At 42.2% G+C, this 24,741-nt stretch carries 21 protein-coding genes; 20 read left to right on the plus strand and 1 reads right to left on the minus strand.

Going from position 1 to position 24,741, the window contains the following annotated elements:
- Positions 1–120: 120 nt before the first annotated feature.
- The 3 genes from mutS to JOC78_RS14965 all read left to right on the plus strand — a co-directional run bounded on the left by mutS (position 121) and on the right by JOC78_RS14965 (position 5,344).
- Positions 121–2,748, plus strand: coding sequence for a DNA mismatch repair protein MutS (gene mutS / locus JOC78_RS14955; RefSeq protein ID WP_204557326.1), 2,628 nt, complete (start codon positions 121–123; stop codon positions 2,746–2,748).
- A gap of 27 nt (positions 2,749–2,775) precedes the next feature.
- Positions 2,776–4,668, plus strand: coding sequence for a DNA mismatch repair endonuclease MutL (mutL, locus tag JOC78_RS14960; RefSeq protein WP_204557327.1), 1,893 nt, complete (start codon positions 2,776–2,778; stop codon positions 4,666–4,668).
- A 121-nt stretch (positions 4,669–4,789) separates the two neighbouring features.
- Positions 4,790–5,344 carry a glycerol-3-phosphate responsive antiterminator gene (locus tag JOC78_RS14965; RefSeq protein ID WP_204557328.1) on the plus strand — a complete coding sequence of 185 codons (555 nt, stop codon included), beginning with the start codon at positions 4,790–4,792 and terminating at the stop codon, positions 5,342–5,344.
- A 25-nt stretch (positions 5,345–5,369) separates the two neighbouring features.
- On the opposite strand, the gene JOC78_RS14970 is transcribed toward JOC78_RS14965, so the two are convergent.
- Positions 5,370–6,131, minus strand: a complete 762-nt coding sequence (locus JOC78_RS14970) for a polyphosphate kinase 2 family protein (protein WP_204557329.1) — start codon at positions 6,129–6,131, stop codon at positions 5,370–5,372.
- A gap of 357 nt (positions 6,132–6,488) precedes the next feature.
- Here JOC78_RS14970 and JOC78_RS14975 point away from each other — a divergent pair, with 357 nt between their 5' ends.
- The 17 genes from JOC78_RS14975 (at position 6,489) to JOC78_RS15055 (ending at position 24,608) form a co-directional block, all read left to right on the plus strand.
- Complete coding sequence (locus JOC78_RS14975; protein ID WP_204557330.1) at positions 6,489–7,325, plus strand: MIP/aquaporin family protein; 837 nt, start codon at positions 6,489–6,491, stop codon at positions 7,323–7,325.
- Positions 7,326–7,338: 13 nt separating this feature from the next.
- Positions 7,339–8,832 carry a glycerol kinase GlpK gene (glpK, locus tag JOC78_RS14980; protein WP_204557331.1) on the plus strand — a complete coding sequence of 498 codons (1,494 nt, stop codon included), beginning with the start codon at positions 7,339–7,341 and terminating at the stop codon, positions 8,830–8,832.
- A gap of 154 nt (positions 8,833–8,986) precedes the next feature.
- Positions 8,987–10,639, plus strand: a complete 1,653-nt coding sequence (locus JOC78_RS14985; RefSeq protein ID WP_204557333.1) for a glycerol-3-phosphate dehydrogenase/oxidase — start codon at positions 8,987–8,989, stop codon at positions 10,637–10,639.
- A 212-nt stretch (positions 10,640–10,851) separates the two neighbouring features.
- On the plus strand, positions 10,852–11,796 hold the full coding sequence (miaA, locus tag JOC78_RS14990; RefSeq protein WP_204557378.1) for a tRNA (adenosine(37)-N6)-dimethylallyltransferase MiaA: 945 nt from the start codon (positions 10,852–10,854) through the stop codon (positions 11,794–11,796).
- A 39-nt stretch (positions 11,797–11,835) separates the two neighbouring features.
- The gene (gene hfq, locus JOC78_RS14995; RefSeq protein ID WP_204557341.1) at positions 11,836–12,069 is read left to right on the plus strand and encodes an RNA chaperone Hfq; all 234 of its coding nucleotides are present in this window, start codon (positions 11,836–11,838) and stop codon (positions 12,067–12,069) included.
- 138 nt (positions 12,070–12,207) lie between these two features.
- On the plus strand, positions 12,208–13,542 hold the full coding sequence (locus JOC78_RS15000) for an alanine/glycine:cation symporter family protein (protein WP_239587201.1): 1,335 nt from the start codon (positions 12,208–12,210) through the stop codon (positions 13,540–13,542).
- A 140-nt stretch (positions 13,543–13,682) separates the two neighbouring features.
- Positions 13,683–14,618: a stage V sporulation protein K gene (spoVK, locus tag JOC78_RS15005; RefSeq protein WP_204557350.1), complete on the plus strand. Its 936-nt coding sequence runs from the start codon at positions 13,683–13,685 to the stop codon at positions 14,616–14,618.
- A gap of 146 nt (positions 14,619–14,764) precedes the next feature.
- A complete protein-coding gene (locus tag JOC78_RS15010) occupies positions 14,765–15,400 on the plus strand; it encodes a TetR/AcrR family transcriptional regulator (protein ID WP_204557352.1) in 636 nt (211 codons plus the stop codon).
- Positions 15,401–15,488: 88 nt separating this feature from the next.
- Complete coding sequence (locus JOC78_RS15015) at positions 15,489–16,631, plus strand: acyl-CoA dehydrogenase (RefSeq protein WP_204557355.1); 1,143 nt, start codon at positions 15,489–15,491, stop codon at positions 16,629–16,631.
- Positions 16,632–16,650: 19 nt separating this feature from the next.
- Positions 16,651–18,288, plus strand: a complete 1,638-nt coding sequence (locus tag JOC78_RS15020; RefSeq protein ID WP_338023218.1) for an AMP-binding protein — start codon at positions 16,651–16,653, stop codon at positions 18,286–18,288.
- Between the two features lie 102 nt (positions 18,289–18,390).
- On the plus strand, positions 18,391–19,749 hold the full coding sequence (locus tag JOC78_RS15025; RefSeq protein WP_204557380.1) for an acetyl-CoA carboxylase biotin carboxylase subunit: 1,359 nt from the start codon (positions 18,391–18,393) through the stop codon (positions 19,747–19,749).
- 12 nt (positions 19,750–19,761) lie between these two features.
- Entirely contained in the window at positions 19,762–19,974 is a 213-nt protein-coding gene (locus JOC78_RS15030; protein WP_204557357.1) for an acetyl-CoA carboxylase biotin carboxyl carrier protein subunit, read from the plus strand.
- Positions 19,975–19,987: 13 nt separating this feature from the next.
- A complete protein-coding gene (locus JOC78_RS15035; RefSeq protein ID WP_204557358.1) occupies positions 19,988–20,887 on the plus strand; it encodes a hydroxymethylglutaryl-CoA lyase in 900 nt (299 codons plus the stop codon).
- Positions 20,888–20,901: 14 nt separating this feature from the next.
- Positions 20,902–21,684, plus strand: a complete 783-nt coding sequence (locus JOC78_RS15040; RefSeq protein WP_204557365.1) for an enoyl-CoA hydratase — start codon at positions 20,902–20,904, stop codon at positions 21,682–21,684.
- A 10-nt stretch (positions 21,685–21,694) separates the two neighbouring features.
- Positions 21,695–23,233, plus strand: coding sequence for an acyl-CoA carboxylase subunit beta (locus JOC78_RS15045; RefSeq protein WP_420829950.1), 1,539 nt, complete (start codon positions 21,695–21,697; stop codon positions 23,231–23,233).
- An 18-nt stretch (positions 23,234–23,251) separates the two neighbouring features.
- Entirely contained in the window at positions 23,252–23,941 is a 690-nt protein-coding gene (locus JOC78_RS15050; protein WP_204557367.1) for a CoA transferase subunit A, read from the plus strand.
- 13 nt (positions 23,942–23,954) lie between these two features.
- Positions 23,955–24,608 (plus strand): 3-oxoacid CoA-transferase subunit B, encoded by a 654-nt coding sequence (locus tag JOC78_RS15055; protein ID WP_204557368.1) that lies wholly within the window; start codon positions 23,955–23,957, stop codon positions 24,606–24,608.
- The last annotated feature ends 133 nt before the right edge of the window (positions 24,609–24,741 follow it).

Genomic DNA, 24,741 nt, shown 5'->3' on the forward strand with positions numbered 1-24,741 from the left:
CGGCTGGCACTTTTTTCTGTGCCATACTTTTGTTTCGATTCCCTCTATCAGGCCATCTTTATGTTATAATCAAAAATTGAATATAACTGATACGTAAACAGAGAAAGGGTTTGGAACACGATGGCTCAATATACCCCTATGATCTTGCAATATTTAAAAATCAAGGCAGATTATCAAGATGCCTTTTTATTTTTTCGTTTAGGCGATTTTTATGAAATGTTTTTTGAAGATGCGACAAAGGCCAGTCAGCTGCTAGAAATTACTTTGACGAGCAGAGATGGGGGTAAAATCCCGATGTGCGGTGTCCCCTATCATTCATCTGCCGGCTACATTGAACAATTGATTGAACTTGGACACAAGGTGGCGATTTGCGAGCAGACAGAGGATCCGAAAGAGGCGAAAGGCGTAGTCCGCCGTGAAGTGGTTCAATTGATTACTCCCGGAACAATGATGGAAGGTAAGGGACTTCAGGAAAAAGAGAACAATTATTTAACGGCTATTGCCAATTTTGAAGATGAAACCTATGCGCTTGCTTTAAGCGATTTATCCACTGGTGAAAATCGCGTGACCCTGCTAAATGGTGTGGAAGAAGTGATCAATGAACTATCTACATTGCAGGCAAAAGAAGTGGTAATTGCGAAACAAACGGCGCCTGAGTTAGAGGGAGTGCTTAAAGAAAGGCTGAATGTTACTCTATCGTTCGAAGAATCAGCAGATAGAAAAGAAGAGTTCTCTTCCTTAACGGAAAATATTGAGCAAGACAAGCTGCTAGCAGCCGCTAATCGTCTTCTTAATTATTTATACAGAACACAGAAAAGAAGCTTGGACCACCTGCAGCCAGTGACGGTTTATCACGTCCATCAGTATATGAAGATCGACTATTATTCCAAACGAAATCTAGAGTTAACAGAAACGATTCGATCCAAAGGCAAAAAGGGCTCCTTGCTTTGGCTTTTAGATGAAACAATGACAGCGATGGGAGGCCGGCTGCTTAAACAGTGGGTTGACCGGCCGCTGATTGACCGAACACATATAGAACAGCGGCTGAACATGGTAGAAACGCTGATCGCCTCTTATTTTGAAAGGCAAGAAATCCGCGAATGCTTAAAAGAAGTCTATGATCTTGAACGGCTATCAGGAAGAGTGGCCTATGGGAATGTGAATGCAAGAGACATGATTCAGCTGAAAAAGTCCCTTCAGCAAATTCCTGTTCTTAAAGATCTGCTAAGCCAAATCGATAGCGCCGACATTCGTCAGCTGTCTAACAAAATAGATGCCTGTGAAGAATTGACGGATTTACTGGAACAGGCATTAATTGACCAGCCGCCTCTTACGATTAAAGAAGGCGGAATGATCAAGGATGGTTTTCACGATGATCTTGATCAGTATCGTGATGCCAGCCGCAACGGAAAACACTGGATTGCTGGTTTAGAAAAAGATGAAAGAGAGCGGACGGGAATTAAATCTCTTAAAATCGGATATAACCGGATATTTGGCTACTTTATCGAAATTACAAAAGCTAATCTGCATTTGCTTGAAGACGGCAGGTACGAACGAAAGCAGACACTTGCCAATTGTGAGCGTTTTGTCACGCCTGAATTAAAAGAAAAAGAGACGCTGATATTAGAAGCAAATGAAAAGAGCACGGAGCTTGAATACGAATTATTCGTCGCACTTAGGGAGCAGGTAAAGGAGTACATTCCACGATTGCAGAGGCTGGCGCGGCTAGTTAGTGAACTCGATGCACTGCAATGCTTTGCTACTGTCAGTGAAACCCGTCATTACACCAAACCAGAACTCGCTGCAGGACGTGAACTGTCTATAATTGAAGGAAGACATCCGGTAGTTGAAAAAGTGATGAGCTCACAGGAATATGTGCCGAATGACTGCTTAATGGGAGATCACCGTGAGATGCTCTTAGTCACTGGACCAAATATGTCTGGAAAGAGCACCTATATGAGACAAGTTGCGCTGACAGCTATATTGGCGCAAATTGGCTGTTTTGTGCCAGCTCGTGAAGCGAAGCTGCCTATATTTGATCAAGTGTTCACCAGAATTGGAGCTGCGGATGATTTAATCTCGGGGCAGAGTACCTTCATGGTGGAGATGCTAGAAGCTAAGAATGCGATCACTCATGCGACTGAAAAATCATTGATTTTATTTGATGAAATCGGCCGGGGAACTTCCACGTATGATGGAATGGCTCTTGCACAAGCGATTATTGAATATATTCATGAGCGGATTGGGGCGAAAACGCTGTTTTCTACTCACTATCATGAACTGACCATTTTAGAAGAAGAATTAAACCAACTGAAAAATGTGCATGTTTCAGCTATTGAACAGAACGGCCGCGTCGTATTTTTGCACAAAATGAAAGAAGGAGCGGCGGACAAAAGCTATGGTATTCATGTGGCTGAATTAGCTGAATTGCCTAAGGAACTGATTAGCCGGGCTAATGAAATTTTAATTCAGCTGGAAAGCCAGGAGAAACCGGCTGTCACTTATTCAGCGGAAAAGAAAGATCATGAATCGGTTCGTGAATCTAGCCCGGTCAATGAATCAGCCAGTGAAACGAATGAAGCGGATCAATTGTCATTTTTTAATGAAGCAGCGCCTGCCTCATCTAAACCGCTTTCGTCAAAAGACAAGAAAGTAATTGAGGAGTTAAAGGGCTTCGACTTGCTCGAAATGACACCGCTTGAAGCGATGAATGCTTTATATATGCTGCAAAAGAAGGTAAAGAAGTAAAGCAGAGAAAAGAATGGGGTGAGGCAATTGAAATATATTATTCAGCTCGATGATGCGCTCTCGAATAAAATCGCGGCAGGAGAAGTAGTGGAACGTCCGGCTTCTGTTGTGAAGGAGCTGGTTGAAAATTCAATTGACGCCAAAAGTACAGTCATAGAAATAGATGTTGAAGAAGCTGGGCTTGAAAGCATTCGGATAGTAGATAATGGGACAGGCATTGAAAATGAAGATGTGCTTACAGCATTTTCACGTCATGCCACAAGTAAAATTAAAGATGAAAATGATCTTTTTCGCATTCGGACACTTGGGTTCAGGGGCGAGGCTCTGCCAAGTATTGCGTCTGTATCAGAACTTGAAATGACGACGAGCACGGGCGAGGGAGCTGGCAGCCGAATCATCTTGTCTGGCGGAGTGGTGAAACATCATGAAGCCGCTCCAAGCCGAAAAGGAACAGATATTAAAGTAGCAGGATTATTTTTCAATACCCCTGCCAGGTTAAAATACATGAAAACGATCCATACGGAACTTGGGAATATTACCGATGTGGTCAACCGGCTCGCGCTTGCTCATCCTGAAGTAGCCATTCGTCTTCGGCACAATGGCAGAGAATTGCTGAAAACAAATGGAAACGGTGATGTCCGTCAAGTGCTTGCTGCGATTTACGGACTTAATATAGCCAAGAAAATGATTCCGATCTCAGCGAATTCTCTCGACTTTGAGCTGTCCGGCTGGATTTCACTGCCGGAAATAACGAGGGCTTCAAGAAATTATATGTCTGTTATGGTGAACGGACGGTTTATAAAAAATTATAGTTTAGCTAAAGCCGTTCAAGAAGGATATCATACGCTGCTTCCGATTGGCAGATACCCGATTGTTCTTTTAAATATTTCGATGGATCCGATATTAGTGGATGTGAATGTACATCCCTCAAAACTCGAAGTTCGATTCAGTAAAGAGCCGGAGCTGAATGAATTAATATCCGCTGCGATCCGGCAAGCCTTTAAGAAGGAGACGTTAATTCCAGATGCAGCGCCAGTCCATAAAGTGAAGGAAAAACCTGTTTTTGATCAGCAGCAGTTTTCACTTGACCATCTGGCACAGGAAGCCGGTTCTAGAGAGAGTAAGATGACTGCACCTGTGGAGTACAAACCGGTACAAAGTCAAGCACAAGATGATTCCGAGTCCGTCTCTTACACGCCTGCGCCTTTTACACATGATCAAAAACAGGGATATTCATTGGCTAAAGAAGATGAAGGGGAGTTTCATGAACCTCTATATGAAGAAGAGGACAATGAAGGAAATCTGGATAAAAAGACGGATGAGCATGTTTCAGAAAGCCGAATTCCACCTATGTATCCAATCGGTCAAATGCACGGAACATATATTTTTGCCCAAAACGAAAAAGGGCTTTATATGATTGATCAGCATGCAGCGCAGGAGCGGCTGAAGTATGAATATTTTCGCGAGAAAGTCGGCAAGGTAGAAAAGGAATTACAGGATCTGCTCATGCCCTTCACTTTAGAATATTCTCAAGATGAGTGCTTAAAAATCAGTGAACACCTTCATGAGCTCGAAGAAGTCGGAATCTTTTTAGAGGCATTCGGCGAAAGAGCCTTTATCGTACGTTCGCATCCCCAGTGGTTTCCTAGGGGCGAAGAACAGCAGGTGATCGAAGAGATGGTCGAGCAGCTTTTGACGATGAAGAAAGTGGATGTGAAAAAGCTGAGGGAAGAAGCAGCCATTATGATGAGCTGTAAAGCTTCCATTAAAGCTAACCAGCATTTGCGCAATGATGAAATAGAGCGGCTTTTAGACGATCTGAGGCAATGCGATGACCCATTTACTTGTCCGCACGGCCGGCCGATTATTGTACATTACTCTATTTACGAAATGGAAAAAATGTTTAAACGCGTCATGTAAATAAACGCAGAATTGCTGTCATAACAGGGATTCTGCGTTTTGATTTTTGAAACATTGAATGGGCAACATAAGGGAACTGATTAGGCAGAGTGAAAAATAAAAAATAGAAAGGAAAGTGATTATGGGGTTTCATGGACAAAAGATTTTGCCAGCCATACGGACAATGAAAGATTTTGAAAAAATGCTCGATACACCATTTGAATACGGCGTGTTTTTAGATCTGCATGTCGGGATGGTCAAGAGTGTGGTCGATCACGCAACACAGCATGGGAAGAAAATGTTTCTCCACTTGGATTTAATGAATGGCTTAACCAGTGATGAGTATGCAGCGGAATTTATCGCTCAATATATCAAGCCATATGGAATTATTTCTACGAAAGGCAGTGCCATCATGAAGGCAAAGCAAAAGGGACTGTATGCCACACAGCGTGCGTTTATTATCGACTCAAGTGCCATTAAGCGAAGCATCAAGCTGATTGGCAAAACAGATCCGGACTACATTGAAGTGCTTCCCGGAGTGGTGCCAAAAGTTATAAAGACACTTCATGAGGAAACGGGCAAACCTATTTTTGCAGGAGGGCTGATTGACACGCAGGAAGAAGTAGAAGCAGCCTTAGAAGCCGGCGCGTGTGCGATCACCACATCAAACCGTGACTTGTGGAAGCTCTTCTATTAAGAGCTTCCGCCATTCACGATGTTTATTATTTTTCGAATAACTGATAATCAGGCAAAGGAATGCCTCTTGCAGTTAATTGATTCTCGATGTGGTTAACCAATGTTTGTAAAATAGCCAGACGAGCATATTTTTTATCATTTCCTTCAATGACATGCCACGGAGCATCCACTGTATCTGTTAAGCGCAGCATATCTTCAGCCGCTTCCTCATACAGCTCCCACTTTTCTCTGTTTCTCCAATCCTCGTCGGTTAATTTCCATTGCTTGAGGGGATCATTTTTCCTCGCTTCAAATCGCGCAAGCTGTTCATCATTGCTGATATGAACCCAAAACTTAATCGTGAGGTAATCGTCTTCTGTCAACAGCTTTTCAAAATCGTTAATTTCTTGATAGGCTCGACCCCACTCATTTTTCGTTGCAAAGCCTTCAATTCTTTCGACAATAACACGGCCGTACCAGGAACGGTCGAATATGGCTATCTGTCCGTATTGGGGGAGCTTTCTCCAGAACCTTTGCAGATAATGATACCGTTTTTCATGGGGCTGCGGGGCAGAGATTGGATACACCTGTAATCCGCGAGGGTCCAACTTTTCAGTCATCCTTTTAATAGCGCCGCCTTTTCCAGCTGCATCCATACCTTCCATCACGATCACTAGGCCGATTTTTTCTTGAAATAGCAGCTGCTGCAGACTTAATAATCGATACTGAAATTTTTTTAAAAAGTTTTTATAATCTTTTTTGCTCTCAACTTTTTTTGATAAATCCATCTGTCTTAAGTTTATTTCCATCGTTCCACATCCTCTCCCATTTGTTCAATCATACTACAGGCTTGCCCCCTTTTACCCTAATTTCCCTTCAATTAATTTGAAGAATAATTACACAATATGCAAAATTCAAAAATAAAGTTTGAAAAAATATTCACTAAAATAAAAGAATAAGAGAATGGTTGACAACGCTTTCAGAATGTTTTAATATAAGTGTCAAGTTAATAATTTGTGAAAGAGAATGAGAGAATCACAGCAGAAGCCTTTGTATTCATGAAGGTTCTAGTTGTGTATTTTTTTGTTCTCTTTTTTGTTTAACCAGAAGCAATATGGCGAAAAGAAAGGCTTAATGCTTTTGTAAATGAGAGAGGATGAAGGAATATGACACCCTTTGTAGGAGAAATTCTTGGTACCGCCTTGTTAATTATTTTTGGAGCAGGGGTATGTGCCAATGTAAATTTAAAAAAATCATATGCGTACGGATCGGGCTGGCTTGTCATTGCATGGGGATGGGGGTTAGCTGTTGCGATGGCTGTGTATGCCGTTGGGCAGTTTAGCGGAGCCCATCTAAACCCGGCTGTAACCATCGCTTTAGCATTTACCGGAGACTTCGCCTGGAGTGAAGTACCTTCATACATAGCCGCTCAAATGATTGGAGCGATGCTTGGGGCTTCATTGATTTATCTGCATTTCCTGCCTCATTGGAAGGAAACAGAAGATGAAGGCACGAAGCTTGGCGTATTTGCCACTGGTCCTGCGATTAAACATACTTTTTCGAATTTATTAAGTGAAATGATCGGAACTTTTATATTAATAGTAGGGATCTTATCAATTGGAGCGAATAAGTTTACAGATGGGCTAAATCCATTAATTGTTGGGTTATTAATCGTCGCTATTGGATTATCACTTGGAGGAACTACAGGGTATGCGATTAACCCTGCTCGTGACCTAGGACCAAGACTTGCCCATTTTTTACTTCCAATTAAGGGAAAGGGCGATTCTAATTGGGGATATGCTTGGATTCCTGTGGTAGGTCCCTTGATCGGCGGGTCTTTGGGCGGCTTATTTTACAGAGCCGTGTTTACAGGAGAAATGGTGAGGGAGTTTTGGTTTGTAGCGGCTGCAGGAGTCATCATTTTAGCTGCGTCGTTTATAGCAGATAAACAAACTAAAAAAGAAAAAGCCGAACATTTAGAAACGAACTCAGTCAGCAAATAAGGAGGAAATAGCAATGGAACAATATATACTTTCTATAGATCAAGGAACAACGAGCTCACGGGCGATTCTATTTAATAAACAAGGTGAAGCTGTGCACATGGCTCAAAAGGAGTTTACGCAGCATTTTCCAAAACCGGGCTGGGTGGAGCATAATGCCAATGAAATATGGGGAACCATTTTGGCTTGCATTGCAACTGTTTTATCTGAAAAAGATGTACAACCTAATCAAATTGCTGGGATTGGCATCACGAATCAGCGGGAAACAACAGTTGTTTGGGATAAAGAAACTGGAAAACCAGTATACAACGCGATCGTTTGGCAATCTCGCCAGACAGCCGATATATGCGAACAGCTAAAAGCGGACGGATATAATCAATTATTCAGAGATAAAACGGGTCTCTTAATTGATGCATACTTTTCCGGTACGAAGGTAAAGTGGATTCTTGACCATGTAGACGGAGCCAGAGAAAAAGCCGAACAAGGCAAATTGCTTTTTGGAACCATTGATACTTGGCTGATTTGGAAAATGTCTGGCGGCAAAGCCCATGTGACAGACTATTCGAACGCATCTAGGACGCTCATGTACAATATTCATGATTTGAAGTGGGATGAAGAAATATTAGACATTCTTGATATTCCTAAAGCCATGCTTCCTGAAGTTCGTCCGTCATCAGAAGTATATGGAACAACGACACCGTACCATTTCTTTGGCCAGGAAATTCCGATTGCTGGAGCTGCCGGAGATCAGCAAGCGGCTCTGTTCGGCCAGGCATGCTATGAGGAAGGCATGGCCAAAAACACGTATGGTACAGGATGCTTTATGCTGATGAATACTGGTGAAAAAGCAGTGGCTTCTGAACATGGCTTATTAACAACCATTGCTTGGGGAGTAGATGGAAAGGTTAATTATGCATTAGAGGGAAGTATTTTCGTTGCAGGTTCGGCTATCCAGTGGCTTCGCGATGGGATGAGAATGATCAAAGATGCGAAAGACAGTGAATTGTATGCTGATAAAGTAGAATCCACAGAAGGTGTCTATGTTGTACCTGCATTTGTAGGGCTTGGCACACCTTATTGGGACAGTGATGTACGCGGAGCCGTTTTTGGATTGACTCGCGGAACATCAAAAGAACATTTCATTCGGGCGACACTAGAAGCACTCGCTTATCAAACGAAAGATGTCTTAGAGGCGATGGAAGCAGACTCTAATATTTCTTTGAAAACATTGAGGGTCGATGGAGGAGCCGTCTCAAATAATTTTGTGATGCAGTTCCAAAGCGATATGCTGCAAGTGCCTGTTGAGCGGCCGGTCATCAATGAAACGACTGCGCTCGGAGCAGCTTATTTAGCTGGACTTGCCGTTGGCTTTTGGAAAGACCGCGAAGAGATTTCAAAACAATGGAAACTGCAAAAACAATTTGAGCCGAAAATGGATGAAGAAAAACAAACGAATCTTTATAATGGCTGGAAAAAAGCAATAAATGCGACTTTAGCTTTTAAAATATAAAAAGATGTAGTATAATGAAAACAAGTTAATAAATTGTCCGGAGAACTGGAGAGACCTGTCTACATAATGATCATGTGATTATTGTGTTTTGACGGGTCTCTTTTTGTTTTTTTACAGGACCTTTTCGGGTAATGAAAAAATGGAGGGAATACTTATGACATTCAATAGCACTGAGCGTGAAATGATAAAGAACGAATTAAAAAATGAGATGTATGATTTAGTGGTAATCGGCGGCGGAATTACCGGTTCAGGGATTGCTCTCGATGCAGCTGTCCGGGGGATGAAAGTAGCTGTCATTGAAATGCAGGATTTTGCTTCAGGCACATCAAGCCGCTCGACCAAGCTTGTACATGGAGGTCTTCGCTATTTAAAGCAATTTGAAGTAAAAATGGTTGCAGAAGTAGGGAAAGAACGGGCTATTGTTTATGAAAATGGACCTCACGTAACCACACCTGAATGGATGCTGCTGCCGTTGCACGCAGGAGGAACGTTTGGCAAGTTCTCTACAGGGATCGGACTGCGTGTATATGACTTCCTAGCAGGAGTAAAGAAATCAGAAAGAAGAAAGATGCTTTCTGCCGAAGACACATTGAAAAAAGAGCCGTTAGTAAAAAGTGACGGTTTAAAAGGCGGCGGCTATTATGTAGAATACCGTACTGATGATGCCCGCTTGACAATTGAAGTGATGAAAAAGGCCATCGAGTCAGGCGCAACAGCTATTAATTACGTGAAAGCCCAAGATTTTATTTACGACAATAAAAAAATCACAGGTGTTCAAGCAGAAGATGTATTAACTGGAGAAAAACTCGAGATCCGTGCCAAAAAGGTAGTTAATGCCGCTGGACCATGGGTTGATGCGGTTCGTAAAAAAGATTACACGATCAACAATAAAAACCTGCGCTTAACAAAAGGGGTTCATATTGTCATCGATCAATCGAAATTCCCGCTGAAGCAAGCGATTTATTTTGATACGCCGGATGGACGAATGGTATTTGCTATTCCCCGCGACGGTAAAGCTTATGTCGGCACAACTGATACATTTTTTGATAAAGATAAAGCGAACCCAAAAATGCTTGCAGAAGATCGGGATTACTTGATTGAAGCCATTCATTATATGTTCCCAAAAGCAAATGTGACCGCAGCTGATGTGGAATCGAGCTGGGCAGGCGTTCGTCCGCTTATCTATGAAGAAGGAAAAGATCCTTCAGAAATTTCCCGTAAAGATGAAATTTGGGAAAATGAGAGCGGCCTAATAACAATTGCCGGCGGGAAATTAACAGGTTACCGTAAAATGGCAGAAACAGTCGTCGATTTAGTTTCTAAGCGTTTAAATGAAAACGGCGGTACATTTAAAAATGGTCAAACACTTCGTTTGCCTATTTCAGGCGGAGACGTCGGAGGCTCTGCAAACCTGCATGCCTTTATTGATCAAAAAGCGAAGCAAGCAGAGCAATATGGGTTAACGAAAGAAGAAGGAAGAAAACTGGCTCATATGTACGGTTCTAATGTGGATCAGCTGTTCCAGCTTGCGAAAGCTTCGGCTGATACAAACGGACTTCCACTTCACTTATATGCGCAAGTGATGTATGCCATACACCATGAGATGACGGTAAAACCGGTCGACTTCTTTGTTCGCCGAACAGGGGCTGTTTTCTTTAACATTGCACAGGTAAAACAATATAAGAATGAAGTGATCGAGCTAATGTCATCTGTTCTAAACTGGGATCAGCAAACAAAAGCGGCATATACAGATGAACTCGAGAAAGAAATAAAGGATGCAGAAAAGCCGGTTGATATACAGCCATAATGATAAAAGTCCGCTCTGATGGAGCGGGCTTTTATGCAGTATAAACAGTGCACCGGTATTGATCATTGCTACCTATGAAAAAGAGTGGCGTATGGCGGAAAAATATGTCCTGCTAGGTTTAAATTGCGGGAAAGTGGTGAGAATAGGGAAATATGTTCAATCCGCTTCAGTTATGATACGATAGAAAAAAAGAAGTGAAGGCAGTGAACGAATTGCAGGAACGTAAGAAACTCATTGTCCTGATTGGGCCGACTGCTGTTGGAAAAACAGCGCTTAGCATAAGGCTTGCTAAAAAGTTCAACGGAGAAATTATCAGCGGAGATTCCATGCAGGTGTACAAAGGGATGGATATAGGCACCGCTAAGATTACGAAAGACGAAATGGAAGGCATTCCTCACCATTTGCTTGATATTAAAGAACCTGATGAAGCCTTTTCGGCGGCGGAGTTTCAGGAACTGGTCCGTGGTAAGATTGAGGAAATTTCAAGCAGAGGAGCGATTCCCATTATTGTGGGAGGAACCGGCCTATATATTCAATCGGTTATTTATGATTATCAGTTTTCTGAAGCAGGCGGAGACAAGGAATTTCGTGAGAAGCTTGAAAAAGAAGCTGAAATCGCCGGCAATGAAGAATTGCATCAAAGGCTGAATGCGCTAGACCCCGTCTCAGCCGCAAATATACATCCTAACAACGTCCGGCGGGTTATTCGAGCACTTGAAGTCTTACATACGACGGGAAAATCAGTGTCTGAATACCAGTCTCAGCAAAAGCCTGAATTACTGTATGAAACGGCGCTTATAGGCTTAACGATGGAACGGGAAAAACTATATAGCCGAATCAACCGGCGAGTAGAGCTGATGATGCAGCAAGGACTGCTGCAAGAAGTTGACACATTATGGAACAAGGGAATTAAGAGCGGACAAGCTATACAAGCCATCGGGTATAAAGAACTGTACAGTTATCTGCGCGGTGAAGTATCGTTAGAATCGGCAATTGAACAGCTGAAGCAGAATTCAAGAAGGTACGCCAAACGCCAGTTAACTTGGTTTCGCAATAAAATGTCCGTTGAATGGTTTGACCTTTCGGATGAAGCAGAAGCTGAGAAAAAAAATAAGGAAATATCGGATTTCATTGCAGGAAAGCTAAATTTAAAATAGAATTAAGATATCTTATAGAGAGAAAGAGGAGGATACGATATGAAACAGGGCATAAATATCCAAGATCAATTCTTAAATCAGCTTCGCAAAGACGGAACACTGGTTACTGTATTCTTGTTAAATGGATTTCAATTGCGCGGTTATATTAAAGGTTTCGATAATTTTACAGTATTATTCGAATCTGACGGCAAGCAGCAATTAGTATATAAACATGCAATTTCTACATTCGCTCCTCAGCGTAATGTGCAAATTTCATTCGAAGAGCAAGCATAAAACACTGAAAGCGTGTACAAAATGTGCGCGCTTTTTTTCTTGCTGTTTTTTTGAGAATTTTCCTTTCCCCAAGGTCAATCTTTTATTAAAATAGCTACTATTGACTAAATAAGCTGAAACAGACAGGAGCAGATGATTTTGCAATTATTTTCAAATACAGTCTCGGCTGCGAATGAGCTATTATGGGGATGGTTTCTTATCTTCGCATTGCTTGGGATCGGCGTTTTTTATACATTTTATTTAAGATTTGTTCAAATTAGGGACATTCCGAAAGCTTTTCGAATCATGTTCCGCAAGAAAGAAAACAGCCAAGAAGGTATATCCTCTTTCCAGGCGTTAGCCACTTCTATCGCAGGACAAGTGGGAACTGGAAATTTGGCTGGAGTAGCCACAGCGATTGCAGCAGGCGGACCCGGCGCCATTTTTTGGATGTGGGTAAGCTCATTTTTGGGAATGGCAACGATCTTTGCCGAGGCTGTTTTAGCCCAAACTTACCGCGTGAAGAAAAACGGAGAATATTTAGGAGGACCTGCTTATTATATAGATCGTGGATTGGGAAATAAGAAGCTGGCGGCACTCTTTGCTATTTTCATTATTATAGCACTTGGTTTAGTTGGTAATATGGTGCAATCGAATTCTATCGCTGCCGCTTTTAAATCGGTCACTCCCATTCCTTCTGTCGTCATCGGGATCGTCATCGCCGTGTTAGCAGGACTTGTTTTGTTCGGGGGAATCAACCGCATTGCCTCATTTGCAGAAAAAACAGTTCCGCTAATGGCCTTGTTTTATATAATCGGAAGCTGTTTATTGCTTTTTCAGTTTAGAGCGGAGATCATACCTGTACTTCAATTGATTTTTGCGTCCGCATTTAAATTAGAAGCCGCAGGAGGCGGTGTTTTAGGCGCCACCATTAAAGAAGCGATTCGCTATGGAGTAGCCAGGGGGCTGTTTTCTAATGAAGCTGGAATGGGTTCAACGCCACATGCTCACGCGACAGCACAAGTCCGCCACCCAGCAGAACAAGGACTGGTAGCCGTCATTGGCGTTTTAATTGATACGATTATTATTTGTACGGTTACTGCTCTAGTTATTTTAGTCACAGGCTCCTATACATCGGGCGAAACAGGGATTGAATTAACCCAGCAAAGCTTTATTTCCGGTTTTGGAACGTACGGACAAGTGTTTATAGCCGTTTGTTTGCTGTTTTTTGCCTTTACTACGATCATAGGCTGGGCCTATTTTGGAGAGTTAAATGTGAAATATTTATGGAATGGAAAAGGCGTTCAATTCTACAGGCTCGTTGTACTAGGTTTTATTATTATGGGTTCAGCCGTTCACCAAGTAGCTTTTGTATGGGAGCTCGCTGATTTCTTTAATGGATTAATGATCATTCCGAACTTAATCGCGCTGTGGCTGTTAAAAAATATTGTGGGTGCTTCCTTGAGAGATTATAAAATGAAAATGGACAAATGACAGCTGCGTTGCTGTCATTTTTTTATGTATGAGTTGTGAATGCGAAGAATAGAATGGTAAGAGAGAGGGAGTATTTCTTGGGAAATCGCAAAAGTTGACATAGACAGACAACTTACGTCAAAGATCGGTGGGTGAGAGAAGTGAAACAGCCGATACGATTAAAAGATAATGGTCAAATCAATGTCGTGCTGCATACAAAAAACGAGCAGAAACAACCAAAAACCCGTGAAAACCGTCCGCATTCATGGCCTAACTCTGCAGAACATATTGTATTGAAAAGTATAGAGCGGGAATTAGAAGGTCTGATCGGCCTTGAAGAAATGAAAAAGATGATCAGGGAAATATACGCATGGATTTTTATCAACAGAAAACGAGAAGCAAGCGGGTTGAAATCAGGAAAACAAGTCTTGCATATGATGTTTAAAGGCAATCCCGGCACTGGAAAGACGACAGCTGCCAGAATGATCGGCAAGCTGTTTCATGAGATGAAGGTGCTGTCGAAGGGACATTTAATTGAAGCGGAACGAGCTGATTTAGTAGGGGAATACATTGGCCATACCGCTCAGAAGACGAGAGATTTAATCAAAAAGGCGATGGGAGGCATACTTTTTATTGATGAAGCCTACTCATTAGGCCGAGGAGGAGAAAAAGACTTTGGCAAAGAGGCCATAGATACGCTGGTGAAGCATATGGAAGATAAACAGAATGACTTCATATTAATATTAGCTGGCTATCCCCGGGAAATGAATCACTTCTTCACATTAAATCCGGGGCTGGAATCCAGGTTTCCATTTATCTTTGACTTTCCTGATTACCGGCCTGAGCAGCTAATGGAAATTGCAGAAATTATGGCGAAAGAAAAGGAATACCAATTTAGTTCTGAAGCAAAGATCAAGCTCCGGGAACATTTTACTCATAAGACGAATAAAACTTCGGCTCCCTTTTCGAATGGAAGATATGTAAGAAATATTATTGAAAAGGCGATGCGTGCTCATGCGGTCAGGGTGCTTGCGGAAAATGAATATAATTATACAGAATTAATGACGATTCGAGGGGAAGACCTCTCTTTCAGCTGAGTTTAGCATTAGCTATTCAATTAAAATCCAGTTAAAAAAGAGGCCGGGCAATATTTTCCCGGCCTTTCAAAAAGATTATATTTTCAGATAAATTAATTGTCAAAAATATGTCGATTGTGTTACAATACTTTCAAAGGATGATAGATATGAAAAAAAAACCATTAAAAGAAAGAATTGTAGAAACCTCACTCTTAATGTTTGAAAAGAATGGCTATCATGGTGTGACTGTTGATCAAATAGTAGAAGAGTGCGGAACGTCCAAGGGGGGATTTTACCACAATTTCAAGTCAAAAGATGAATTGCTGTATCATATACATGATGTATTTATCTCATATGTTCTAGATAAAGCAAAGGAATCATATAATAATTACACTACCCCAGTTTCGAGACTTTGCGCCATCATCAATTCATTCACTAAGGTATTTGATTTATATAAACCGCATATCACCGTGTTTTATCAAGAAAGCACATATTTAAAGGGAGATTTTCATCAGAAAATCAATGATAAGCGCGATGAATACCGTAAGCTCTTGCAACGGGTGATTGAAGAAGGCCAATCTTCTGGAGATTTTCGCCGTGAAGTGCCCCCAGAAATTACAACAATGGCGATTATAGGTATGGTTAATTGGATTTACAAATGGTACAAACGTGATGGGGAACTGTCAATTGAAAAAATCGCAGAAATTTTTAACGATTTAATCTTGCATTCATTAATAACTGAAAAAGGATTAATGGATCAGGATATTCCTAAATATTTTTTGAGAAGTCAGCCGGTAAATTAAAGCTGGCTATTATAAAGGGGTAAACAAACCGACTGGTCTGTCCAAACCAACTGGTCGGTACAAAAAACGAATAAAGGGGAAATTGAGGATGAATTTTGAATTAACTAAGGAACAGCAAATGTTAAAAGAAATGGTAAGAGACTTTGCAGAAAAAGAAATTAAGCCTTATGCTCAAGAGCTGGATGAAACTTCAGAGTTTCGTCATGAAACGTTTAAGAAAATGGCTGAATTAGGACTTATGGGAATTCCGTTTCCAGAAGAGTATGGCGGAGTTGGCGGCGATACGATCTCTTATGCAATTGCAGTAGAAGAAATCGGAAAAGCTTGCGGTGGAACTGGTTTGAGTTATGCGGCAGCCATCAGTTTGGGAGCTAGCCCAATTTATTATTTCGGAACAGAAGAACAAAAGCAGGAATGGCTCGTACCAATGGCGAAAGGAGAAACATTGGGATCCTTCGGCTTAACAGAGCCTAATGCAGGGTCGGATGCTGGCGGAACCCGCACAAAAGCTGTATTGGATGGTGACGAATATGTAATTAATGGTGAAAAGTGCTGGATTACAAATGCAGGTTATGCCCGTCAAATCATCGTGACAGCGGTTACAGGAAAAAGAGAAGATGGAAAGAACATAGTATCTGCCATCATCGTTCCTTCCGACACGCCAGGTGTAACGATTTCTTGTAATTACGACAAAATGGGCGTACGCGGATCTAATACTTGTGAGATTGTTTTAGATAATGTGCGTGTACCGAAAGAAAACCTTCTTGGGGATTCGAAAAAAGGTTTCAGCCAATTCTTGTTTACACTAGACGGCGGACGTATTTCTATTGCTGCTCTAGCTGTCGGAATTGCACAGGCATCTTTAGAAAAAGCTCTTCAATATGCAAAAGAAAGACAACAATTTGGTAAATCTATTTCTAAATTCCAAGCGATTCAGTTTAAGTTGGCTGATATGGCGACAGAAGTTGAATTGGCGCGTACATTGGTTCACAAAGCAGCATGGCTGAAAGATCAAGGCAAACCATTCGGGAAAGAGGCAGCAATGGCCAAGTTGTTTGCATCTGAAACAAGTTTCCGAGCAGCGAATCAAGCGATTCAAATTCATGGCGGATATGGTTATATGCGTGAGTATGATGTGGAGAGATATTTACGCGATGCTAAGTTATTGGAAATTGGGGAAGGCACGTCTGAAATTCAGCGTTTAGTGATCGCGCGCCACTTGGGCTGCTAAATAATAAGGGGGAAAAAGAATGAGTGAAATGATTCACCAAACAGTGGGGAAATTGTTGGCGAAAAGAGCAGAAGAAATTCCGAATCATGAGGCGCTAGTCTATTCTGACCGAAATTTAAGATATACGTATAAAGAGTTTGATCAGCTGTGCAGCAAGGTAGCTCGCGGACTGATGGCTCTTGGAATCAAAAAAGGGGAAAATTTGGCGGTTTGGGCAACGAATGTTCCTGAATGGGTCACACTTCAATTTGCAACTGGAAAAATGGGCTCCGTTTTAGTAACGGTAAATACTAATTATCGGTCTGCCGAGCTTGAATACTTATTAAAACAGTCGGAGAGCACAAGCATTATCCTGATTGAAGATTACCGCGGCAATTCATATATTGATACGATGTATGAACTGTGTCCGGAATTGCATACGAGCGAACCTGGGCAATTGAACTCCAAACGCTTGCCGCTTTTAAAAAATGTCGTCGTCATCAGTGATAAACAATATAACGGCGCTTACAATTGGTCCGATATTTTAGAGATGGCAGATCAAGTGACAGAAAGCGAACTTGATGAAAGAATGAATTCTCTAGAGCCAGAAGATGTGATAAATATGCAATATACTTCTGGAACGACAGGCTTTCCTAAAGGGGTCATGCTTACTCACAGCAACTTAGTGAACAACGCCTACAATATCGCGTATTGCATGGAACTGACTAAAGAAGATCGATTATGCATACCTGTTCCATTCTTCCACTGTTTTGGATGCGTCATTGGCACATTGGCATGTGTATCTGTTGGAGCTACGATGGTGCCTGTACAAGAGTTTGACCCTGAAGAGGTGTTAAAAACGGTAGAAAAAGAGAAGTGTACAGCGCTTCATGGTGTTCCGACTATGTTCATAGCAGAGTTAAATCATCCGAACTTTGAGAAATACGATACATCGACTCTTCGGACGGGTGTTATGGCTGGAGCGAACTGTCCGGTTGAGGTCATGAAATCTGTAATGGATAAAATGTATATGAAAGAAATTACGATTTGTTATGGCCAAACAGAATCTTCTCCGGTAATTACGCAGTCCCGCACGAATGATCCGATCGAACTTCGTGTGGAAACGGTCGGACGGGCGCTTCCGAATGTTGAAGTGAAGATTGTTGAACCAGGTTCAACTGAGCCGCTTCCGCCGAATGAGCAAGGAGAGCTATGCACTCGCGGCTACCATGTCATGAAAGGGTATTATAATAACCCCGAAGCGACGAATGAAGCAATTGATGCAGAAGGCTGGCTTCATACAGGAGATTTGGCTGTGATGGATGAAAACGGATATGTGCGTATAACTGGCCGTTTAAAAGATATGATTATCCGCGGCGGAGAAAATGTGTATCCACGCGAAATTGAAGAATTTCTATATACTCACCCGAAAATCTTAGATGCTCAAGTAATAGGTGTCCCAGATGAAAAATATGGGGAAGAATTAATGGCCTGGGTTATTTTAAAAGAGGGTGAAACAGCAGAAGTGGATGAAATCAAAGAATTTTTCAAAGGGAAAATTTCCCGTCATAAAATTCCGAGACACATCATTTTTACAAAGGAATATCCAATGACTGCATCTGGAAAAATCCAAAAATTCAAACTGCGTGAACAGTCAATGAATTTACTCAGTCAATAGACTGATTGCAGGCTCAGGTGTGTGAGATTTTCATTTCACACACCTAAAACCTAATAACCTAATTGCAGCAATTCCCAGACTATATGAAAAGAGGCGATCATGTTGTTTTCAAAAATTATTATTGCTAACCGGGGAGAGATTGCTCTTCGCGTGATAAGAACTTGTCAAAAGCTTGGGATTAAGTCAGTAGCAGTATATTCAGAAGCCGACGAAGGATCTCTCTTTGTCCGGCAAGCGGATGAATCTTACTGTATCGGCAAGCCGCCAGTTAACCAAAGTTATTTGAATGCAGATGAAATTATTCGTGTAGCTAAGGAGAGCGGGGCAGAAGCGGTTCACCCTGGATATGGATTGTTATCTGAAAACGCCGGCTTTGCGAGAAAGTGCATAGAAGAAGGTCTTGTATTTATCGGTCCATCCCCTGACATCATTGCTTCTATGGGAAGCAAGATTGAAGCGAGAAAAACAATGAAAGAAGCGGGTGTTCCTATTGTTGAAGGCGTAGATACACCTCTTGCGGATGAAAATGAAGCAAAAGAAGCGGCAAAGACGATAGGCTATCCGTTAATGCTTAAAGCTTCTGCTGGCGGCGGGGGAATTGGCATGCAGCTGATCCATTCTGAAGAAGAATTGGAAAAAGCGTTTGCCGGCAATAAAAAGAGAGCAGAATCATTCTTTGGCGATGGAGCGATGTTCTTAGAGAAATTTATTCAAGAACCGCATCACATTGAAGTGCAAATTCTAGCAGATACACATGGAAATGTCATTCCTTTATGGGAGAGGGAGTGTTCGATTCAGCGCCGTAATCAAAAAGTTGTCGAAGAAGCCCCGTCTCCATTTATTAGTGAAGAAACAAGACAGAAAATGCTAGATGCAGCTGTCAAAGCAGCGAAGCACATAGGATACAGCAATGCAGGCACGATTGAATTCCTAGTGGATCGCGAGCAGAACTTTTATTTCTTGGAAATGAATACAAGACTGCAAGTAGAGCATCCCGTAACAGAAGAAATTACTGGATTGGATCTCGTTGAGGAACAATTAAAGGTGGCCTATGGCGAGAAGCTTTCTATTACGCGTGAAGACGTGAAGCGTAACGGACATGCGATAGAAGTTCGGATTTATGCAGAAGACCCGAAAACATTCTTCCCGTCGCCAGGCAAGATCACAGAATTCAAATTGCCAGAAGGGGAAGGCATTCGCAATGAATGTTCAATCGAAGCGGGATCTCAAGTTACTCCGTTCTATGATCCAATGATTGGGAAGTTAATTGCTTGGGGTCAAACGAGAGAAGAAGCGTGCGCGCGGATAAAATCAGCATTGGAAGATTACAAGATTACAGGTATTAAAACCAATATCCCAATGCTTATCCAAACAGTGGGACATGAGCAGTTTTTAAAAGGTTATACAACGACGAAGTTTGTTGAGGAATATTATTTACCTCAAATGACAGCGACTAAATAGGAGGAATGTAAAATGGCAAAGATTGAAGCGAGCATGGCAGGTAACGTGTGGAAAGTATTAGTTTCTGAAGGGGAAGAGGTGTCAGCAGGGCAAGATGTAGTCATTCTGGAGTCTATGAAAATGGAAATTCCGATTGCTGCAGAAGAAAGCGGCACAGTGAAAAAAGTATATATCCAAGAAGGAGATTTCGTTAACGAAGCCGATGCATTAGTAGAAGTAGAATAGGAGGCGGATTCTTTTGAAACTTCCAAAGACGGTGAAAATCAAAGAGGTTGGCCCACGGGACGGCCTTCAAAATGAGAATCAGCAAATAAGTACGGAAAATAAGACAGCCTGGATCAATCAGCTATCTGAAAGCGGCCTCTCATATATTGAAGTCTCATCTTTTGTTCATCCTAAGTGGATTCCGCAGCTTGCAGATGCTGCTGCGGTCCTTGCTTCGATAGAGAGAAAGCCAGGAATTACATATGCAGCTCTAGTGCCTAACATGAAAGGACTAGAGGGAGCGCTCTCGGCGGGCGTAGATGAAGTCAGCGTTTTTATGTCTGCGAGTGAAGCTCATAATAAAAATAATATTAATAAAACAATTGAAGACACTTATCCGGTGCTTGAAGAGGTTGTGAAAGAGGCAAAATCAGCTGGAAAAACAGTGCGAGGCTATTTATCTACCGTTATTGCCTGTCCATATGAAGGAGAGGTTAGCCCTGAACAAGTGAAGAGAGTGGCTGATAGGCTCTTCACAATGGGCATTGATGAATTATCGCTTGGAGATACCATAGGCGTAGGCGTGCCGACACAAGTGGAGAAGCTCTTGGAAGAATTGCTACCTGCTTTTGCGGCAGAAAAGCTGGCTATGCATTTTCACGACACGCGCGGCACGGCTTTAGCTAATATTCTTAAATCTTTAGAAATGGGCATCACAACTTTTGACAGTGCTCTAGGAGGACTAGGGGGCTGCCCGTATGCTAAAGGTGCATCAGGAAATGTGGCAACTGAAGATTTAATTTACATGCTTTCAGGGATGGGAATTGAAACGGGTGTAAATCTCGATCAGCTAGTTGAGGCTGGTGCATTTATGGAATCAATTTTAGGGAAACCGCTCAATAGCCGGCAGATGGATATAAGCCGCAGAACATGAGAGGAGTGACAAGGATGGCTGAAACAGTAATCATTCAAAAACCGGAAGACGGGATTGCGGTTATTAAGCTAAACCGCTCTAATGCTGCAAACGCACTGTCTCGGCAAATGCTATATGATCTGCATGAAGCGCTGAATGAAATAAAGTTCGACACCTCAATCCGGGCAGTCATTATTACTGGTGAAGGGGAGAAGGCCTTTTGTGCAGGAGCTGATTTAAAAGAGCGCAAAGGGATGGAAGATGCGGAAGTTAAGCGGATTGTCTCACTGATTGGTTCGACCATCAATGAAGTAGAGGCTTTGCCGCAGCCGGTGATTGCAGCTATTAATGGAGCAGCATTCGGGGGAGGGCTGGAACTGGCTTTAGCCTGTGATATCCGAATCGCTTCTAAGGAGGCGAAGCTAGGCTTAACAGAAACGTCACTTGCGATTATTCCAGGAGCAGGCGGAACGCAGCGTCTTCCTCGATTAATTGGTCTAGGAAAAGCGAAAGAATTGATTTTTACTGCGCAGCGTCTCACTGGAGAACAAGCCGAGGATATCGGTTTAGTGGAGTATGCGGTGCAAGGGGCGGAATTGATGGAATGGGCGCTTAACTTAGCTAAGCAAATGGTCAAGAATGCACCGCTGGCACTCATTCAAGCGAAAACTGCCATTAATAAAGGAATGCAAACCGATCTTGCCACAGGATTAAAAATTGAAGAACTTGCCTACAGTGCGCTGATTCCTACAGAAGACCGTATGGAAGGCCTTCGTGCATTTGGAGAAAAAAGACCACCAGTCTACCAAGGAAAGTGAGGAGAATGAAATGACAGAAACGAAAATGAAATCAGACTATCAAGAAAAGAAAGACAGTGTCTTAAAGGGCGGACAAGAAAAATATCATGAAAAAAATAAAGAGCAAGGAAAAATGTTTGTACGTGATCGTCTACGCATGTTGTTTGACGATGATATTTTAGCGGAAGACGGCATGTTTGCCAATGTCATGGCTGGAGACCTTCCGGCTGATGGTGTGGTAACGGGCATTGGAAAAATTCATGGCCGCACGGTTTGTGTCATGGCAAATGATTCTACGGTAAAGGCTGGCTCTTGGGGAAAACGGACCGTTGAAAAAATTATTCGCATTCAAGAAACAGCTGAGAAGCTGCGCTGTCCAATGCTTTATCTAGTGGATTCTGCAGGTGCTAGAATTACCGATCAGTTAGAAATGTTCCCAGGTCGCCGCGGGGCAGGAAAAATTTTCTATAACCAAGTGAAAATGTCTGGAAAATTGCCGCAAATCTGCTTGCTGTTTGGTCCTTCTGCTGCTGGTGGAGCATATATCCCGGCATTCTGTGACATTGTGGTCATGGTGGAGGGAAATGCTTCCATGTATCTAGGCTCTCCACGTATGGCGGAAATGGTTATCGGTGAAAAGGTAACGCTTGAGCAAATGGGCGGAGCTAAAATGCACTGTTCAGTATCAGGCTGTGGAGATGTGTTAGCGAAGTCAGAAGAAGAAGCGATTGAATATGCGAAGAAATATTTAACGTACTTCCCTAGCAACTATACAGAAAAGCCAGCGCCAGCAGAACCGAAAGAGCCGGCAGCGTTCGAAAAGACGATTGAAGAATTAATCCCTAAAAACCAAAATGCTCCATTTGATATGTATCAGCTGATTGACCGCTTGATCGATGAAGACTCATTTTGTGAAATCAAAAAATTATTTGCTTCCGAATTAATTACTGGTTTAGGAAGAATCAATGGACAGCCGATCGGTATTATAGCCAATCAGCCACGAGTCAAAGGCGGCGTGCTTTTCCATGATACAGCGGACAAAGCAGCTAAATTTATCTCGCTATGCGACGCTTTCCACATTCCGTTATTATTCCTTGCCGATGTACCTGGATTTATGATTGGAACGAATGTTGAGAAGGCTGGAATTATTCGTCACGGAGCAAAAATGATCTTTGCGATGAGTGAAGCCACTGTGCCAAAAATGACAGTTATTGTACGAAAAGCTTATGGTGCCGGTCTTTATGCGATGGCGGGTCCTGCGTTTGAGCCAGATTGCTGCATTGCTCTTCCAACCGCTCAGATTGCAGTAATGGGGCCTGAAGCAGCAGTAAATGCTGTGTATGCGAATAAAATTGCTCAGCTCCCAGAAGAGGAAAGACAAGCATTTATTAATGAAAAACGCGAAGAGTATCGTCAAGATATTGATATTTACCGCTTAGCATCTGAATTAATCATTGATGATGTAGTTGAGCCGAATAACTTGAGAAATGAGTTATCATCTCGATTAGACGTATACATGTCGAAATATTTAAACTTCACTGATCGCAAGCATGGCGTAAATCCAGTGTAATAAAGGAGGCGGAGTCTTATGAAAACCATCTATACAGATTTTAAAGAAGCGGTTTCCCAAATTAAAGATGGATCCACATTAATGGTGGGAGGATTCGGTTTATGCGGAATCCCTGAGAATCTGATTGTAGCTCTAGCTGAATCAGGCGTGAAAGATCTGACAGTTATTTCAAATAACTGCGGAGTTGATGACTGGGGATTAGGTTTACTGCTTCGCAATAAACAGATCAAAAAGATCATCGGATCATATGTAGGGGAAAATAAAGAATTCGAACGGCAAATGCTGGCTGGTGAAATTGAAGTGGAATTAACACCTCAAGGTACACTTGCCGAGAAAATCCGTGCTGGCGGCGCGGGGATCCCAGCCTTTTTCACTCCTGCAGGGGTAGGAACGCCGATTGCAGAAGGCAAAGAGGTTCGTGAATACAACGGCAAAGAGTATTTGCTTGAAGAATCATTAACGGCGGATTTCAGTTTAATCAGAGCCTACAAAGCGGATAAAATGGGCAATCTTCTTTATAACAAAACGGCGCGCAATTTTAACTCCATGATGGCAGCTGCTGGTAAAGTGACCATTGCTGAAGTGGAAGAAATTGTGGAAATTGGTGACTTAGATCCGGACTTCATTCATTCTCCTGGCATCTATGTTCAAGCGCTGATTCAAGGGGAGCAAGAAAAAAGAATTGAAAAAAGAACAACTCGTCAGTAAAGGAGGGGCCAAAATGAATTCGAGAGAGAAAATTGCAAGACGGGCAGAAAAAGAAATTGAGAGCGGAAATTATGTCAATCTCGGCATTGGTATTCCGACGCTGGTAGCAAACTTTATTTCGGACAATAAGCAAGTCGTGCTTCAGTCAGAAAATGGCTTGCTCGGTATTGGTCCATATCCGACTGAAGAAAATATTGATGCAGATTTAATCAATGCCGGAAAAGAAACAGTAACGGCGATTCCTGGGTCTGTGTATTTTGATAGTGCGGAATCCTTTGGAATGATTCGAGGCGGTCATATCGATGTGGCTATTCTTGGCGGAATGGAAGTTTCGCAAAACGGAGATTTAGCAAACTGGATGATCCCGGGCAAGATGGTCAAAGGCATGGGCGGCGCGATGGATCTTATTCACGGCGCTCGTAAAACCATTGTCATCATGGATCACGTCAATAAACATGGTGAGTCAAAAATTCTAAAAGAATGTCAGCTTCCATTAACAGGAAAAGGTGTGGTGCAGCGCATCATTACGGATCGAGCGGTAATGGATGTAGCAGAAAATGGCCTTCGTCTTGTAGAAGTGGCTAATGGGTACACAGTAGATGATATTTTAAATTGTACCGAAGCCGATATGACAGTAGCAGAAGATGTAAAACTAGACGCATTTTAAATTCCTATAACAAAAAGACTCCGGCAGCTTCCGGAGTCTTTTTCATAGTGTTGAAAAACACCTTAGGCAATAGACAAAATCTAAAATTAAGATTAAAATCCTTCTCATCAACTAACATGAGAGGGATTTCCTA

Origin of the sequence: Bacillus ectoiniformans, from assembly GCF_016908875.1 — a bacterium.
Classification (GTDB): domain Bacteria; phylum Bacillota; class Bacilli; order Bacillales; family Domibacillaceae; genus Bacillus_BX; species Bacillus_BX ectoiniformans.

Excerpts from the sequence above, each read along its gene's own strand:
- mutS (WP_204557326.1), top strand. The coding sequence starts at position 121 with ATGGCTCAATATACCCCTATGATCTTGCAATATTTAAAAATCAAGGCA.
- JOC78_RS14965 (WP_204557328.1), top strand. The coding sequence starts at position 4,790 with ATGGGGTTTCATGGACAAAAGATTTTGCCAGCCATACGGACAATGAAA.
- JOC78_RS14970 (WP_204557329.1), bottom strand. The coding sequence starts at position 6,131 with ATGGAAATAAACTTAAGACAGATGGATTTATCAAAAAAAGTTGAGAGC.
- JOC78_RS14975 (WP_204557330.1), top strand. The coding sequence starts at position 6,489 with ATGACACCCTTTGTAGGAGAAATTCTTGGTACCGCCTTGTTAATTATT.
- glpK (WP_204557331.1), top strand. The coding sequence starts at position 7,339 with ATGGAACAATATATACTTTCTATAGATCAAGGAACAACGAGCTCACGG.
- JOC78_RS14985 (WP_204557333.1), top strand. The coding sequence starts at position 8,987 with ATGACATTCAATAGCACTGAGCGTGAAATGATAAAGAACGAATTAAAA.
- hfq (WP_204557341.1), top strand. The coding sequence starts at position 11,836 with ATGAAACAGGGCATAAATATCCAAGATCAATTCTTAAATCAGCTTCGC.
- JOC78_RS15010 (WP_204557352.1), top strand. The coding sequence starts at position 14,765 with ATGAAAAAAAAACCATTAAAAGAAAGAATTGTAGAAACCTCACTCTTA.
- JOC78_RS15015 (WP_204557355.1), top strand. The coding sequence starts at position 15,489 with ATGAATTTTGAATTAACTAAGGAACAGCAAATGTTAAAAGAAATGGTA.
- JOC78_RS15020 (WP_338023218.1), top strand. The coding sequence starts at position 16,651 with ATGAGTGAAATGATTCACCAAACAGTGGGGAAATTGTTGGCGAAAAGA.
- JOC78_RS15030 (WP_204557357.1), top strand. The coding sequence starts at position 19,762 with ATGGCAAAGATTGAAGCGAGCATGGCAGGTAACGTGTGGAAAGTATTA.
- JOC78_RS15040 (WP_204557365.1), top strand. The coding sequence starts at position 20,902 with ATGGCTGAAACAGTAATCATTCAAAAACCGGAAGACGGGATTGCGGTT.
- JOC78_RS15045 (WP_420829950.1), top strand. The coding sequence starts at position 21,695 with ATGACAGAAACGAAAATGAAATCAGACTATCAAGAAAAGAAAGACAGT.
- JOC78_RS15050 (WP_204557367.1), top strand. The coding sequence starts at position 23,252 with ATGAAAACCATCTATACAGATTTTAAAGAAGCGGTTTCCCAAATTAAA.
- JOC78_RS15055 (WP_204557368.1), top strand. The coding sequence starts at position 23,955 with ATGAATTCGAGAGAGAAAATTGCAAGACGGGCAGAAAAAGAAATTGAG.